Source organism: Halococcus sp. PRR34 (assembly GCF_028617175.1).
Taxonomy (GTDB): Archaea; Halobacteriota; Halobacteria; order Halobacteriales; family Halococcaceae; genus Halococcus; species Halococcus salifodinae.
In genome coordinates this window covers 278,340-293,152 of the sequence record NZ_JAQJDA010000003.1, presented here as the reverse complement: position 1 = coordinate 293,152, position 14,813 = coordinate 278,340, and the positions used below count along the sequence as shown (strand labels likewise).

At 61.3% G+C, this 14,813-nt stretch carries 14 protein-coding genes and 1 pseudogene; 8 read left to right on the top strand and 7 right to left on the bottom strand.

The genetic code is table 11. From position 1 onward, the window contains the following. Window positions 1–768 precede the first annotated feature (768 nt). Both PHA81_RS06410 and PHA81_RS06405 read left to right on the top strand, forming a co-directional pair. The gene (locus PHA81_RS06410) at window positions 769–1,065 is read left to right on the top strand and encodes a hypothetical protein (RefSeq protein WP_273835883.1); all 297 of its coding nucleotides are present in this window, start codon (window positions 769–771) and stop codon (window positions 1,063–1,065) included. After that, window positions 1,062–1,451: a hypothetical protein gene (locus PHA81_RS06405; RefSeq protein ID WP_273835880.1), complete on the top strand. Its 390-nt coding sequence runs from the start codon at window positions 1,062–1,064 to the stop codon at window positions 1,449–1,451. The genes PHA81_RS06410 and PHA81_RS06405 overlap by 4 nt, the downstream gene beginning before the upstream one ends. Before the next feature lie 18 nt (window positions 1,452–1,469). Here PHA81_RS06405 and PHA81_RS06400 read toward each other — a convergent pair whose 3' ends face one another. After that, window positions 1,470–2,429 carry a hypothetical protein gene (locus tag PHA81_RS06400; protein ID WP_273835878.1) on the bottom strand — a complete coding sequence of 320 codons (960 nt, stop codon included), beginning with the start codon at window positions 2,427–2,429 and terminating at the stop codon, window positions 1,470–1,472. A 792-nt stretch (window positions 2,430–3,221) separates the two neighbouring features. On the opposite strand from PHA81_RS06400, the pseudogene PHA81_RS06395 reads away from it, so the two are divergent. Continuing rightward, window positions 3,222–3,716, top strand: a pseudogene (locus tag PHA81_RS06395) (flagella assembly protein j); the annotation flags it as partial. 4 nt (window positions 3,717–3,720) lie between these two features. Then, window positions 3,721–5,166 carry an Ig-like domain-containing protein gene (locus PHA81_RS06390; protein ID WP_005039337.1) on the top strand — a complete coding sequence of 482 codons (1,446 nt, stop codon included), beginning with the start codon at window positions 3,721–3,723 and terminating at the stop codon, window positions 5,164–5,166. A gap of 38 nt (window positions 5,167–5,204) precedes the next feature. Here the strand turns inward: PHA81_RS06390 and PHA81_RS06385 are convergent, their stop codons facing one another. Together PHA81_RS06385 and PHA81_RS06380 are read right to left on the bottom strand one after the other, a co-directional pair. Further along, window positions 5,205–5,507 carry a hypothetical protein gene (locus tag PHA81_RS06385; protein WP_005039339.1) on the bottom strand — a complete coding sequence of 101 codons (303 nt, stop codon included), beginning with the start codon at window positions 5,505–5,507 and terminating at the stop codon, window positions 5,205–5,207. 162 nt (window positions 5,508–5,669) lie between these two features. Further along, window positions 5,670–6,107, bottom strand: coding sequence for a hypothetical protein (locus PHA81_RS06380; RefSeq protein WP_005039342.1), 438 nt, complete (start codon window positions 6,105–6,107; stop codon window positions 5,670–5,672). Window positions 6,108–6,315: 208 nt separating this feature from the next. Here PHA81_RS06380 and PHA81_RS06375 point away from each other — a divergent pair, with 208 nt between their 5' ends. Then, a complete protein-coding gene (locus tag PHA81_RS06375; RefSeq protein ID WP_005039345.1) occupies window positions 6,316–6,921 on the top strand; it encodes an HdeD family acid-resistance protein in 606 nt (201 codons plus the stop codon). 318 nt (window positions 6,922–7,239) lie between these two features. After that, complete coding sequence (locus PHA81_RS06370) at window positions 7,240–7,875, top strand: cyclase family protein (protein ID WP_273835872.1); 636 nt, start codon at window positions 7,240–7,242, stop codon at window positions 7,873–7,875. Window positions 7,876–8,070: 195 nt separating this feature from the next. Here PHA81_RS06370 and PHA81_RS06365 read toward each other — a convergent pair whose 3' ends face one another. Then, window positions 8,071–8,484: a hypothetical protein gene (locus PHA81_RS06365; RefSeq protein ID WP_005039349.1), complete on the bottom strand. Its 414-nt coding sequence runs from the start codon at window positions 8,482–8,484 to the stop codon at window positions 8,071–8,073. A 142-nt stretch (window positions 8,485–8,626) separates the two neighbouring features. Here PHA81_RS06365 and PHA81_RS06360 point away from each other — a divergent pair, with 142 nt between their 5' ends. Then, window positions 8,627–9,559 carry a carbohydrate kinase family protein gene (locus PHA81_RS06360; protein ID WP_005039350.1) on the top strand — a complete coding sequence of 311 codons (933 nt, stop codon included), beginning with the start codon at window positions 8,627–8,629 and terminating at the stop codon, window positions 9,557–9,559. On the opposite strand, the gene PHA81_RS06355 is transcribed toward PHA81_RS06360, so the two are convergent. Continuing rightward, window positions 9,556–10,350: a BtpA/SgcQ family protein gene (locus tag PHA81_RS06355; RefSeq protein WP_005039352.1), complete on the bottom strand. Its 795-nt coding sequence runs from the start codon at window positions 10,348–10,350 to the stop codon at window positions 9,556–9,558. The two genes, PHA81_RS06360 and PHA81_RS06355, sit on opposite strands and share 4 nt — an antisense overlap. Before the next feature lie 218 nt (window positions 10,351–10,568). Next, on the bottom strand, window positions 10,569–12,335 hold the full coding sequence (locus PHA81_RS06350) for a Na+/H+ antiporter NhaC family protein (protein ID WP_241430236.1): 1,767 nt from the start codon (window positions 12,333–12,335) through the stop codon (window positions 10,569–10,571). 139 nt (window positions 12,336–12,474) lie between these two features. On the opposite strand from PHA81_RS06350, the gene PHA81_RS06345 reads away from it, so the two are divergent. Further along, window positions 12,475–13,212, top strand: coding sequence for a beta-ketoacyl-ACP reductase (locus tag PHA81_RS06345; RefSeq protein ID WP_005039355.1), 738 nt, complete (start codon window positions 12,475–12,477; stop codon window positions 13,210–13,212). A gap of 67 nt (window positions 13,213–13,279) precedes the next feature. On the opposite strand, the gene PHA81_RS06340 is transcribed toward PHA81_RS06345, so the two are convergent. Continuing rightward, window positions 13,280–14,713 (bottom strand): MATE family efflux transporter, encoded by a 1,434-nt coding sequence (locus tag PHA81_RS06340; protein ID WP_049909785.1) that lies wholly within the window; start codon window positions 14,711–14,713, stop codon window positions 13,280–13,282. Between the last annotated feature and the right edge of the window lie 100 nt (window positions 14,714–14,813).

Here is a 14,813-nt window from a genome sequence, read left to right as displayed (position 1 = left end):
CGCGGTGCGTCGCGCCGTCCCCGCGAACAAGCCACCGGACGACCGCTTCGAGCGCTAATCCACCGACCGGGATAGTCCGCTCGGCGAGTGGCAACACCGTCGCGTCGGCGGCGGAACGCCGCCGACCGCGACAGGTTTGTTGCTCTCAGTGCCGAACTGCCGCTCCAGCAACTGCTCGACATCACCATCTCCTCCGAGTTCACGTCTCAGAAGGAGTTAGTTTGAGAGCATTGTGAGGTACTGATACTACGAGGCGCAACGAGTAGCGGGAGAAACTGACTGGACACCATACAAGACGCTTTATGCCGCTACTGCCGTCATACCGTTTCTAAACGCCCTTATTGGCGGCATCTACCTTTATCGCCGAAAGAATGCCTACGAACGGGCACGGCCCCAAGGAATCGAAGAATCCGACAGCTTTGATGTCGAATCGGCAGGCGAGTCCCGCGAGCCCATCACTGAACGGTCTGAGTAGGTCGCTGTTCGCTACTGTCCGTTCGTTCCTTTCTGTAGGCCAGACCACTGTACAGCATCTAAGGCGGGCGTTTGGGACGAAGAACCGCACGCCGACGGGTGTTTTGGCTGTCAAAGCGCGTTCCGTGGGTAGGGACAAAGTGGCCTGCCGATTCGCCACTTCTGGCGTTTCAGAAGCCTTCTATTGCCATTTCAACCCTCCTCTTATTACCCCGATTCCCCTACGATGTAGTAATGCGAGACCGTCCTACATCACAATTTGCGGCGGCTGGACCTGACAACTAACCCAGAACCATGACTGACGACGACAACAGCACGATTGCAGAGCTTGAGCAGCGCCATGAACGATTGCAGCGGAAAGCGAAACGACGGCCGAGCTGGCAACGTGCCGCCGACAACGCTGCGGAGGAACTGGTTGAGGCGAAGCGCAACCGTGTCGAAGAACTGGAAGCGCAGTCTGACGACGACATGAGTCCGGCCGGCGTGGTGTTGGCACGACGACTTGGTGAGACTGACGCCGGACGAACGGCCGAACTACAGGACGAGATAGACCGACACCGTAGCGATATCGCGGAACTGGAGGCACGATGAGTTCCAAGGCCGACGGCGTGAACAACGCGATTCGTTCCGCTGTTCGCTCGTCGGCCGCCGGCCTGCGCATGAACGAGTTGGGTTTGGCTATCACCGTGTCCGATGAGGACGGCGTGTTCGTGGAGGTGTCGATAGACCGTGACCGCCAGCGCCAGAAGATCGTCCATGTCATGACGGCTGCCGTCCGTGGTGTGCTACAGGCTACGGACTCGGCCACTACACCCCATGACAGCGACGGCAACTTCACGTCGCCACCAACGGACGGAGAGGCAACAGTCGTCGTTGTGGCCGACCGCATTTATCGTCTGACGGCCGAGAGCGACTGGCAGGACCTGCCGGACGCGAAACTATCGGCAAGGGTCACAACCGCGATGGACGCGGTCTGACGGGTATAAAAGCAGACACTATATTGCTGGATAGTACCTAAAGTCCCGTGGGACAGAAGTGACTCGTCTGTACAGATCATCCCAATCAGTGTGATATAACTCGGCATCGATTTCACCCCACACCAGGACGCAAATCAAGTTGAGAAGAACGCCTGCTTCGACACCACCCAATTCTTGACCGTGTAACAGGAAGTTCCGCCATTCATCAACCATTTCATACATATTCTTATCCCCAAAGATTTCAATTTTCGATTGCATATAATCTAATTTGGATACCATCTGTTCGTTAGCTGTGGTATTGTGATAATGATACAACAAATCTCGGATACTACTACATTCACTATTACCTGGTGGGACGTAGCGATGGTGCATTCCCTGAATGAACTGGCCAGAACGAATTTCACCATTTGGTTTGATATATTCACTACTGAGACGTTTTAGTATCCCTTCTAGAATTGGATAGGAAAAATATGTCGCAACAATGGGGTAGTGCATAGTTGTTAGTCGTTGTGTATGTGGCGAAACATTGTTTCTGATTTGCCGATTTCGCTGCTGGTCATCAGAATTTGTAGGACGGCCTGTCAGCTTCGATAGTATTAAATCAATCAATATTTTAAAATGCCTGTCGATATTTTCACCAATTACGCTACCTTCGTCACTTATTTCATCCACAACAGCCGCTGTCCAGGCCCAATACTGGCGATGGTCGTCAGTTACCTGTACTCGCAGAGTTCGGGTGAGCTGAATCGGTAATAGTTCCAATACTGAGACAGGCAAAGCAGCGATATCTGGGATTTCGCTATCAAAAGCAATCCAACATTCCCTGGCCAAATCGCCCACATTCCCTTCAACCCATCCTGACCCTCGATCCTTTATAATTCCACCAAGTATTTCGTCATCGAAAAATCCGCTGTCAGATTCGCTTAGGTACTTATCATAGTTCGATTCAATCTTATCTGAAATCTCTTCAGCACTCATCTGCCAAGACCCGCCAAATCCTGTGTGGCTCTGTCATTGTTTCGAATAGTCGATGTTATCCCACCGACTTGAAGATGGGGGCAAATACTGGGTAAATCGCACCTGCTGGCACAATGGCCGAAACGGTGGGGTCGAGTCGCACCAAATGCGCGCATTTTGACGTTTGGAAGTGCCAGTCGTACCTATATGGTATATGTCAAACTGATTACTGCACGCCGGCCAGCACTTTCGGTCAAATCACCACTACTGGATGTTTGACCGTCGTGGTTCGTTCTGGAGCGCTGTCTTCCGGCTTCCAGTCATGGGTATGACCACCGAAAACGGCTTCGTCGGCCTTCGTGCGACGGCAGAACGGCAAAGTAGCGATTGAAGCCGTCTTCAGATTGATTATCGGTGTTTCACGCCGTCTTCTACGCAAAAATCGGCCATAACAGCTATGACAATCGCACACATGACGCGAGCCGAAGGTCTGAGATCATGACCTTCGTAGTGGTGCCAGCGCAACGGACCACTGAATTGTCCCCGTTTCACCGTATCCATCGTCAGAACAACCACAGTCGCCGTGTGTGCGCCGTCAGAACGACACGAATGCAGTTCGTTTCGGCCGTTGTCTGAACACCGTCAGTGGCCCGACATCGGCGCGTGTGCTGTCGAGGTCGAACACCGTCGAAGGTGGTTCTGGTACTACGAATCACACTTTTCCGGTAGAGGATCGGTGCGCACCGGATTCGATACAAACGACGTAATTCACACTACCAATTCTACATACGGACTACGCACCTGAGTTTATTGTTCAACAACACCTACCACATCCCGCGGCTCGCTCGGACGGTGAACGTGATCGGCCACGCTCAGGAGGCCTCCAGCCGGATCACGGAGGTGCTCACCACGGCGGCGCGGGCAAGCGAAAATCAGGACGACCTCGAACGCGAGCGCCGGTCACGTGCCCGGATGCAGGTCGCGATCATCGTGATGACCTTCCTCACGCTGCTCGGGGTGATGGCGATGCTAAAGGTCAACTTCCTCGGCACGATGGCGAGCACCGCCCAGGAGACGAGTGCGAGCGGCGCGAGCGGGGGTGCGGCGAGCGGTGCAGGCGGCCCGACGAGTTTCGGGAGCAACGTCGACGTCGACCTGATGGGAATGCTGTTCTTCCACGCGGTGACGATCCAGGGGATCATGTCGGGGTTCATCGCGGGCTACATCCGGAGCGGCGATCTGCTCACGGGGACGAAGTTCGCGGTGGTGCTTCCGACGGTTTCGCTGATCGTGTTCGCAGTGATCTAACACCATGTTCGAACCACTCACACAGCGATTACAACGGCTGAGCGAGGATGAACGTGCGGTCTCCCCGGTCGTGGGGTTCGTGTTGATCTTCGCGCTGATCATGCTGGTGTTCACGATCTACCAGGCCGACGTGGTGCCGGCTCAGAACGAGGAAGCCGAGTTCAAGCACAGTCAAACAGTCGAGAAGCAGATGAGCCAGTTGAACGACGCGATGACGGCAGTCAGCGCTACCGGGGCATCGCGCTCACGAACCATCGCAACTGGGATGCAGTATCCGAGTCGCGCGCTTGCGATCAATCCGGGGCCACCCGCGGGATCGCTGCGGTTGGGTCAGAAGAACACGATCGGTCTCAGGGAGGTCAGCGTCGATGGGAGCGGATACTGGGACGAGGCGGACGATGGGAGTGGGGAGCCAGCGTTCGAATCGAAGCCAGTCGTCTACACGGTAAACTACAACAATCAGCAGAACGATCCCCGGTTCACGATCAGGAACGGGCAGTTGTTCAGACAGTACGGCGGTAGTGAGGCGCTTTCGGACGGCGGTCAGGCCGGCGATCCGATTCCCGACAAGCAGATCGATTTGGTACTGGTCGATGGCGACATCAGCCGGAGCGGTCAGAGCACCAGTGTAACGACAAGTGAAGTGAGTAGCTCAGCTGGGTATTTGACGGCTACCACTCACGGAGATACGGTGCTCACGTTCCCGACGACGCTCACTCAGTCGGAGGCACAAAGCACCTTTAACGGCAAATCATACGCCACCCTCGAGGGCTACAACAGCAGGAGCGACAAACCGAACACCATCGACGTCACACTCACATCGGGCGAGCAGTTCCGGTTCCGGATCACGAAGGTCAGTTTGGGCAGTGACGGCAACGCGCCTGCTCACGAGGTCGTCCCGACCGAAGACACGATCGCTCCAGACACGCCGACAGCTACACTCAACGCCACGGTCAACGAATCGGTCTCGTTCAGCGTACTCGTCCGCGACAAGTACGGCAACCCGGTTCCCGGTGTCGAAGTCGAGGCCAACAACGGGACCAACGTCGTTCCCGATTCGACGACGACCGACGACGACGGGGAGGCGACGTTCAGCTACACACCGACAGCGAGCGCCAATCGGACGGTCAACATCACGGCGGGCGAAGTGACATCGACCTACGACACCGCAAGCTACGATGTCACCGTCGAGGAGGGCGAGGAAACCGTCTCGACCGACAACAGCTCCGTCGTCAAGACTGGTTGTGCCGCCTCCGGGAACGCCTCTCTCATTGTCGAGAATACGTATAGCCATCCAGTAGAAGTCAGTATTAGCACTCGGAGTGGGAGTCCGTTTACGCTCCCACCCGATAGCAAAACGACCTATACAGTTGGTGGTGGAGCGATGTCATACCAAATAACCAACAACACGGACCTGATAGCTTCGGGAAATCTCGACTGTAGCGGTTGAACCATATCCCGATCGATGTTCCGTTCGCCAGCGAGTGTTCACTCCGGCGCGTACCGCCACGTCGCCGTGCCCGGCCCGGGCGGTGAAACACCAGGCAGTTCGTTCAACAGCGGCGCGACGAGTTTGTCATACCAGTCTTCCGCATCGAGCCCCGCGTCGCGCCGCGGGTAGACGTTCGCCACGAGACTCAGCCGCGAGGCGGTCCGGTGGGTGATGAGGTACTTGTACGCCGCGATCACGGCGTCGTCGCGGGTGCGTGTCTTATCGAGCGACGAGTGTTCGTAAGAGAGTGCCTCCACGAACGCTCTCGTGTTCGCCGAGCCGACGGCAGAACTGGCCATAATCCACCTCAATCGGCGGTACAAGAAAACGTTCAGTCAGACGGTCGTCTGACGCCGATCGCGGCGATCGGGAACGGTGGCATTCACGGATGGCGTTTCGGTCGGACGGAGGGCTCGACGAGCGCGTGTGACGATGAACAATCCGGTGGAGGAGTGCCGATACTAGAGGCGACCACTTCCGACGACGGCAAGCCCGAGGCTCCCGGCGAGTAGCAGCCCCGCGAACACGACATCCGGAAGCGACACAGCCCCCTCACCCAGAGCACCGGCAACGATGGCTACGATGGCGAGAACGGTCGGCAGCGGATGGACGACCAGTTGCCGAGCGAAAACGCGGACCGACCAGTAGCTCGTCTCCAGCATGGCGGCGATGGCGGCCCCGAACGGACGGTTCCCATCCGGGTTCTCGACAGGTTCGAACTCGTCGAAGGCGTCGTCACTGACCGTGATTATTTCGCCAGTGTGGACCCGTCGACCATCGGGAGTCCCGACTCTGAGGAGCGTCACGCTCTCGCCGACGGTCCCGACCACACGGTAGATGCCGTCAGGAGAGTCGAAGTCGGTCGAGCGGACGTGATCGTTGACCGACGGAGAAACCATTGTCGGACTGGTATTATCCGCCACCACGGTAAGTATGGAGGCCGAGTCCGTCTTCTCGCCGCAAGCCGATCCGGTGGCGACTTCGCGTCGAGACCGGCCTCGATCGAATCGTTCCGCTGGCTACGTGGAGGAACTACGAGATCTATTTGTCATGGGTGACTAGTTTATGCTGTTGTAGGTTCTATACTGTAGTCGGTAGTGAAATATCATGAGTGAAGAAACCACAGTTACCGACAACGGACAGTCACTGGCGACGAGCTGGCGCTCGCTCGCGATCGTCGGCGTCCTGACCGCGCTGTTCGGCGTGTTAGCGATCGTGTTCCCGTTCGTGACCGGCGTGTCGTTCTCGGTCCTGCTGGGTGTGTTGCTCGTGGCCGGCGGCTTCGTGCACGTCGCTCACGCGTTCACCGCACAGGACTGGAAAGGAAGGCTTTGGCAAGTCCTGCTCGCAGGGCTCTACGGGGTGGCAGGGATCGCCCTGCTGGTGAACCCACTGTTCACGCTGGCGACGCTGACGCTCATCCTCGCGGCGTTTTTCTTCGCCGACGGGATCATCGAGACGATCATGGGTCTCCGGCTTCGGGGTGAGGACGGCTGGGCGTGGCTGCTCGCCAGCGGGGTGCTCAGCATCGTCGTCGGCGCTGCGATCTGGATCGGATGGCCAAGCACTGCCCTCTGGGTGGTCGGCCTCCTGTTCGGTATCAACCTCCTCAGCACCGGCCTCTCGATGCTCGTGCTCGCCATGGGCGGACGCAACCACGCTCGTGGGACGGAGGACGTCAGCCAACCCGGCACGAAGCCCCGCGGCGCGTGAGCGGTCCCGGGTAGTTCTCGGTGGCTACCGCCTCGGGGAAGATAGCACGACGGATCACGAGGAGGGGAACACGATTTTGCGGTCGGCGTACGGTATCGATCGATGACGGAGTGAATACTCCCGTTCATCGCTCATCGTCCTGCCTGCGCCACGGAACCCTCCCCTGTCGGCGCACATGATCCCGATAAACCCGAAGGCGGTGCGACGTATCGGCCGAAGGGACACAGGTGCGCTCGAGAGAAACTCACACAAACCCACGCCATCTCGGTTCCTCCCAGTGTCGACACAGTACTTGACGATCCAGACCAAGCAGGGAGCATGCAGATCGATCTCAGCCACCGAATCGAGACCGGCATGACGACCTATCCGGGCGATCCGTCGGTCGCCGTCGACCCGCACGCGACGCATCCTTCCGACGACTGCCACGTCGACAGCGTGGAACTGGGGAGCCATACGGGGACCCACGTCGACGCACCGCTGCATATCGTGCCGGACGGGCGAGCCCTCGACAGCTATTCGCTCGACGAGTTCACGTTCGAGGCCGTTCGGGTGGATTTCACGTCTCTGGACGATCGTGATCCCGTTTCGATCGAATACGTTCCCGACTGTGCTGCGGAGATCGTCGTCTTCTGGACCGGCTGGAGTGCCCACTGGAACACCGAGCGGTATCTCGATCATCCCTACCTGACGCCCGACGCCGCCACGGCGTGTGCCGAACGAGGCTATGCAGTCGGTGTGGACACACTGAATCCCGACCCAACGCCCACCGAAAACGCCGTCGAGAGCGAACCGGACGGGTTTCGGGCACATCGGGCGCTCCTCGGTGCCGACGAACTCATCGTCGAAAACCTCCGCAACCTCGGGGCGGTCGACGAACGCTTCGAACTCCGTGCGTATCCCCTGGCACTCGGTGGCGATGGCGCGCCGGTCCGCGCGGTCGGCGTCGTCGAGTGACGGTGGACTGGCTGCTCGTCCGATCGGTAGTGCGGAGCTCATCCTCGGAGAACGAGGCCGAACGAGACGGGTCTCGAAAACCGCGTTCTCCCGAGCCATCGTCCCGGAGGCGATAGTTTCCTCCGAACGGCCGGTGGATGACCGATCGAGAGCGACCGGCTACAGGTAGCGGTCCTGAATGGACGACGCTCTCGTTCAGTTGGAGGAAGCTGTATCCGCTGTGACGATCCGGTTCGTCACCGCAAGGGCGATACCGATGGCGAGCAGCGCTGCCAGAACCCATCCCCAGATCGGGATCAACGGTCCGCCGGTCAGTTCTATCAGACTGCCGGTCACGATGACGACGACCAGCCCGAGTACGGTGGTGGCTGCTGTCACAGCCGGCTGGAGGTTCCGTGTCCGGTAGGAGTAGACACCCGTAGAGATCACCCCGAGACCGACGGCCACTGAAATCGCTTGAAAAACGCGGACCGCGACCGCGATCCGTCGGCTTTCGCTGGGAGGATGGATGGCGAACAGTGGAACGATGGCGACGAGAACCCCGAGGACGATCACCGGAAGGATGCGACGATCGCCGTTCGATGACGTCAGCCGTCCATCTTGGTTCATCGCCGGCTCAGTTACCGTATCCAAGCAACCACGTCTTTATCCTTTCGGGAGCACAGCGACACATCGAATACGACTCGGTTTTCAGAACTGCGAACGTTTCGTTCCCGCACGTTCAAGTGGTCCAGTCGCGTGAGTGGGCTCGATGTCGTCGCCGGCAGTCGTCACGGTCGGCAGTGCGGTCGTCGACCGGATCTACACGCTGTCGAACCTCCCCCAGCCCGACGGCGGAGCGTTCGTTCGGGATCACACCACCGCCGTCGGTGGTGTCGCCGCGAACGTCGCGTCCGGACTCGCCGAACTCGGGCGCGAGACCGGGATCGTCACGCGGCTCGAGACGGACGCTGCCGAGCGCATCGAGACGGATCTTCGAGAGCGGGGCCTCGACTGTACTCGGGTGCGCTCCGGCCCCGAAACGTCGTCGTACACGCTGATCCTGCGGGGACCGGATGGCGAACGGATGGTCGTCGCCGGTGGCCAGAGTGTCCCCAACCTCCGGCTCGACAACGCCGATATGAGCTACGTTAACGACGCAAGCGTGGTGTTCACGAGCGCCTACGCGCCCGATGCGGTCGTGTCCAGACTCGTGACGGCTCGTGAACGCGGTGAACTCTCGACGCTCGTGTTCGATCTCGCTGGCCCGCTCTCGGAGCTCGAAGGACGCGGGACGTCGCCCGCGACCATCGATCGCCTCCTCGACGTCGCCGATCTCTTCGTGGTCGGTGCGGTCGCCGCACGATCGTCTTTCGGCGGGTGCGACGAAGCCATCACAGCGCTCGAACGACGGGGCGTCGGTCGGGCCGCCGTGACTCGCGGTGACGCGGGCGCGGTGCTGCTCAACGAAGGGACGACGGTCGACGTTCCGGCTATCGAGGTGGCTGTCACGGACACGACGGGGGCCGGTGACGTCTTCACTGCGGGGCTGATCCACGCGTGGTTGCTGAACGGGCTGTCGGCGAAGGAAGCGGGACGGTTCGCCGCCGGTGCGGCCGCGCTCAACTGTGCTGCCGAGGGTGCGCGCGGTCATCTTCCGACCGACGCCGTGGTCCGGTCGTTCTTAGACGAAAAGGACGACTAAGGAACGGCCTCGACGACACGCTCGACCGCGGCTTCGTCCACCGGGTTGGTCGTCTCGCCGTCGTGTTTGAGCGCCGTCCCGACGATCGCTCCATCGGCAACCGAGAGCAGATCGGGGGCCGTCTCGGGGGTGACGCCGCTGCCGAGGAAGACGGGTGCATCGAGTCCGCGGGCGTCGCGGCACTCGACCACGCGATCGAGAAACGCTTCGTCGACGGTCGCACCGGTTCCAGCCCCGCTCACGACGACGGCGTCGGCACCGCCACGTTCGACGAGATCGGCGAGTTCTTCCGTGAGAGAGCGCTCGGCGAGCGGTGCGGAGTGTTTCACGTCGAGATCGGCGAGGATCGCGACGTCGGCGTCGAGTCGCTCGCGGAGTCGCAGCGTCTCGTGGGCCATGCCCTCGACGACGCCCTGATCGGTGAGGCGCGCGCCGGTGTGGACGTTCACGCGAACGAACGTGCCTCCTGTGGCGGCCGCAACGGCGAGCGCGCTGTGGACGTCGTTCCTGAGGACGTTCACGCCGAACGGGATCGAGACGTGGTCGCGAAGCGTGGCAGCGAGCGATGCGATGTCGGCGACGACGTGGCGGGGCACGCGGTCGGGATAGAACGGCGCATCGCCGAAGTTTTCGAGCATGATGCCGTCGACGCCACCCGCTTCGAGCGCCGAGGCGTCCCGACACAATCGCTCGCGGATCGCGTCTCGGTCGCCCTCGAACCCGGGCGATCCGGGGAGCGGCGGCAAGTGGACCATGCCGATGAGCGGCGTGTCCGTACTGAAGACGTCCATAGGATAGTGTGAACGTCGCCGGGCTTAATCCTGCAGGTCGCCAGCGAAGCGACGGTCACCGCCACCGTCGAAAACGTGCCGTCCACGCTCTCGTGTAGACTAATGGAGTGGCGTGCGAATGGTTCGGAAATCCGATGGCGACGAATCGACCCAGCTTCCGTCAGCCGGAGCGGTCCGTGCTGAAAACGGCTCGAAGTGATCGACGATGAGAGTCCGATTCAGCCGCTGAACGTGGCCAACGCCAGTACGGATCCGAGGTAGACGACCGTCACCACGACGGCGACGACCGAGACCGTGTTCACGAGTTCGAAGTTCGCCGACGCCCGCTCCAACAGTCCGGTCGAGGAGCGTTCGGAATCCGGGCCGAAGTCGGTTTCGCCCCGTTCGATTTCGGCGACGGTCGGCATCACTGCCGGGAGGTTCTTTCGGCGAGCGTCGATCGTGTTGAGAACGAACACGGCTCCAGCGGTGACGACGAGTGCGGTGGGCAGGATCACGGCTGGTGACGTGATTCCCAGCGCGTACAGCGTGTACATCACGACCGCGACGCCACCAGCAGTGAGCGCGAAGGGGATCTGGGTGTTCACGTGATCGATGTGATCCGATCCCGAGAAGATCGACGACATGACCGTGGTATCGCTGATCGGTGAGCAGTGATCGCCCATGATCGCCCCGCCGAGTAACGCGCCCAACAGAACGGGGAGAATTTCTGCCCCGACCGTCTCGTAGCCGAGCGGCAGCGCAAGCGGCGTGACGATCGACATCGTCCCCCACGAGGTGCCGGTCGTGAACGCGATGAACGCCGAGATGGCGAAGATCAGGATCGGGAGCGTCTCGCCAGGCAGGCCACTCCCGGTCACCACGTTGATGATGTACTGAGCGGTACCAACCTGTCCGGCCGCGAGACCGATCGTCCACGCGAGAACGATGATCGCCACCGCGATCATCATGGTCTTGAACCCGTCGACGATCGTGTCGCTCGCCGTATCGAGATCGAGTGCGCCGGTCGCCACAGTACCAAGAAACCCGACGACGGCGAACGCGAACGCCGAGAACAGCAACGCTCGGGCGATGTCCGTCTCCTGGAAGGCTTCGGCGATGCCAACGCTCGGGGACGCACCACCACCGAGCCACCACATCGAAACGAGTCCGGCGACGACGAGGGCGACGATCGGCGCGAAGAAGTTCACCAGCGTCGGGTTCGTTTCGCTCGGCTCGCCGACATCGGAGCTGACGTCCGACAGCGGGGACGCACCCTCCCGCATCGTTTTTCGCTCGCTCCGCGCGCGCCACTCTGCATCGAGCATCGGGCCGTAGAAGCGTTGGGTGATGGCGATGAGTCCCACCATGAGGAAGGCCATGAGACAGTAGATGTTCCACGGAATGCTCTGTAAGAACAGCTCGTAGGGAGACGCGCCGATGGCGGCAACAGTCAGGGTACCGGCAGTGATGACCTGTGCGATGACCGAGACCTGGAACCCGATCCAGTTCGAGATCGGCCCGAACGTCGTCACGGGAGAGGTCGTCGAGTCGAGCACGTAGGCGTGCATCTCCCGCGAGGAGTACCGCGAGTTGGCGAGCTCCTTCGTCGCATTCCCCGTGATGATCGTGCTCGTGTACGAGTCGAAAAAGATGAAGATGCCGATCAGCCAGGTGAGTACCTGCGCATCGCGGGCCGTTTCGACCCGATCGCCGACCCACTGTTCGAGGGCGAGGATGCTACCGGACTTGTAGATGAACGCTGCACCCGCTCCCATCAGGAGAATCAACACGAGAAACGTCGCGTTGAACGGGTCACGCACGGTTTCGACGATCCAGTCGAGTGACAGCGCCGTCGCGGCGAGTGGATTGCCCGATGTGGCGATCAGCGCTCCCGACCAGATGCCCGCATAGAGGGAGATGAGTACCTGTCGCGTCGCCATAGCGAGAACGATGGCGACCAGTGGCGGGGCGAGGGCCAAAATCGGTGGCTCTGGAACTGGCACACCAGCCTCCTATCGAAAGAGCGTGATAGTTCTTCTCCATTGGTGACGGAACACCGCTCACGGAATCGGTGCGGTCTCCGTGTCCGCCGTGAGTGACTGGGCCCAATCTTCATATCGGATGCATTACTACTCGTATCACATGGAGGATCGAACGTGTGTGGTGACTGGCTCGTCGCGCGGGATCGGACGGGGAATCGCCGAGTGCTTCGGAACGCAGGGGGCGAACGTCGTCGTCAACTACCGTCGGTCGGAAACGGAAGCCAACGAGGTCGTCGACCGGATCGAATCGGCCGGCGGGCGTGCACTCGCGATCCAAGCGGACGTTACCGACCAAGAGCAAGTGGAGGCGATGCGGGAGACGACCCACGACGCGTTCGGCCGTGCGGACGTCGTGGTCAACAACGCGGGCATCAACCAGGACGTGCTGTTTACCGAGATGAGCCACGAAGAGTGGGACACGGTGCTCGACATCCACCTCGACGGGGCGTTTCACTGCACACAGGCGTTTTACGACGACATCGCGGCGGCAGCGGAGGGGCGACTGATCAACATCTCGAGCATCGTGGGCAAAGGTGGCAACATGGGACAGGCCAACTACGCGACGGCGAAAAGCGGGATCTTCGGGTTCACCCGGACGCTGGCGTTGGAGCTTGCGGACGAGGGATCGACGTCGAACTGTGTCGCCCCGGGATTCATCGCGACCCAAATGCTCGACGGCGTCCCGGAGAAGCTGAAAGCAGGCATCGAGGACGACACGCCGCTCGGACGGCTCGGCACCGTCGAAGAGGTCGCCGAGGTCGTCGGCTTCCTCGCGGACGAGAAATCGTCGTTCATCACCGGTGAAGTGATCGACGTCAACGGTGGCAAGGATCTGTAACGACGCACCTCTCGGGATCGGCCGCTCGGCTTCCCGGCGTCGTCATCGGGACTGCCAACCGTCCCTATCAGTCGCCGGAGCTCGCAGCCGGCCGGTACGACCGACTGATCGCTTTCCACTTGCCGGTCGAAAACCGATAGTAGTTGACGATCGCGGGAGCCACCATCTCGATGACGATCGCAAGCCCCAGCCCGGCGAGACCGAGCGGCGTGACTGCGCCGAGGTAGGCGACCGGGATGGCGATCGCGTACCCCAGCACCTGCCCGTAGAACGGCCAGCGAGTGTCGCCGCTCGCGCGGAGCGGGCCACTGGCCGTCCGTGAGAGCCCGCGGAACACGATCCCGACACAGGTGGCGTAGATCAGCGTCACCGTGATCGGCAGCGCGGGCGCGGTCGGATCGCCGACAAAGGCGAGCGCGATCGGCTCGGCGAACACGAACACGAGTCCTGCCGAGACGAAATACACCACGACCGCGAACCGCATGACGTCGCGGCCGTATGCTTCGGCGCTCGCCTCGTCGCCGATCCCGAGTTCCTGACCCACCAGGCTCGACGACGCGAGGCTGAACCCCCAGCCCGGCGTGTTCATCAGGTCCCGCACCCGCAGCGCGATCACGAACGCCGCCGCGACCGCCGTCCCGAAGATGTCGACGATCGCGAGCAGCGGGAACTCGCCCAGCCGCCACGCCAAGTTCTTGCCGATCATGGGCGTGCCGATCTCGACCAGTTGACGCATGGTGTCGCGATCGACGTACGTCCCGAGTGGATCGAGCGTCACCTCGAACGACCCGACCAGTGGGACGCGGCCGTGCGTGAAACCGAGCGCGAACGTCGTGGTGACGACGACGTTCGCGAGCACGGTCCCGATCGCCGCACCGACGACGCCGAGCCCGACGCCAAAGATCAACACGGCGTTGAGTGCGATGTTCACGACCGCTCCGCCGGCCCGGATGACCATCGGCGTCCACGCGTCGTCGGTGCCGACGAGCGTCCGACTCCCGATGAGGTTCAACCCGGCGAAAGGGATCCCCAACCCGACGACCTGGAGGTAGTCCGCACCGAGGGCCACGACGGCCGGATCGTTGCTGAGCAGGCCGACGAGCTCGGTTGGCAGCGACCAGAAGAGCGCGGCGACGGGGATCGTGAGCGCGAGCACGATCACGACACTCGATCGGACGGCCTGTCCACCGCTCTCGTCGGCACCGTATGCCTGCGAGACGAGCGCGATGGTGCCGCTGGCGACGCCGCCACCGAGCGCGAACGCGATGCCCCAAAAGGAGGCCGCGAATCCGACGCCCGTGATCGCACTCGTGCCGATAGCGACGCCGACCATCGCGACGTCGATGGCGTTTTTCGACATCCGCGCGAGGCCGGTGACGATCCGCGGCCACGCGAGGTCGGTCGTTCGGCGCGCTCGCTCCCGGTCGATCAGCCCCGCGCGGACGAGCGCGAGACCGACCCAGTACACGACCAACCGAACGGGGTTTGGAGGGCGTTCCACGAAGTCGTCTGGGTGTTGTCGATGGACGTCAAAGCAGCTTCCGCAGGCGGCAGAGCGGGCTGGTTCCCGTTCGGCGATCGGAACTTTCGCACCTACCGAA

Excerpts from the sequence above, each read along its gene's own strand:
- PHA81_RS06405 (WP_273835880.1), top strand. The coding sequence starts at position 1,062 with ATGAGTTCCAAGGCCGACGGCGTGAACAACGCGATTCGTTCCGCTGTT.
- PHA81_RS06390 (WP_005039337.1), top strand. The coding sequence starts at position 3,721 with ATGTTCGAACCACTCACACAGCGATTACAACGGCTGAGCGAGGATGAA.
- PHA81_RS06355 (WP_005039352.1), bottom strand. The coding sequence starts at position 10,350 with ATGGACGTCTTCAGTACGGACACGCCGCTCATCGGCATGGTCCACTTG.
- PHA81_RS06385 (WP_005039339.1), bottom strand. The coding sequence starts at position 5,507 with ATGGCCAGTTCTGCCGTCGGCTCGGCGAACACGAGAGCGTTCGTGGAG.
- PHA81_RS06375 (WP_005039345.1), top strand. The coding sequence starts at position 6,316 with ATGAGTGAAGAAACCACAGTTACCGACAACGGACAGTCACTGGCGACG.
- PHA81_RS06345 (WP_005039355.1), top strand. The coding sequence starts at position 12,475 with ATGGAGGATCGAACGTGTGTGGTGACTGGCTCGTCGCGCGGGATCGGA.
- PHA81_RS06365 (WP_005039349.1), bottom strand. The coding sequence starts at position 8,484 with ATGAACCAAGATGGACGGCTGACGTCATCGAACGGCGATCGTCGCATC.
- PHA81_RS06360 (WP_005039350.1), top strand. The coding sequence starts at position 8,627 with ATGTCGTCGCCGGCAGTCGTCACGGTCGGCAGTGCGGTCGTCGACCGG.
- PHA81_RS06400 (WP_273835878.1), bottom strand. The coding sequence starts at position 2,429 with ATGAGTGCTGAAGAGATTTCAGATAAGATTGAATCGAACTATGATAAG.
- PHA81_RS06380 (WP_005039342.1), bottom strand. The coding sequence starts at position 6,107 with ATGGTTTCTCCGTCGGTCAACGATCACGTCCGCTCGACCGACTTCGAC.
- PHA81_RS06410 (WP_273835883.1), top strand. The coding sequence starts at position 769 with ATGACTGACGACGACAACAGCACGATTGCAGAGCTTGAGCAGCGCCAT.
- PHA81_RS06370 (WP_273835872.1), top strand. The coding sequence starts at position 7,240 with ATGCAGATCGATCTCAGCCACCGAATCGAGACCGGCATGACGACCTAT.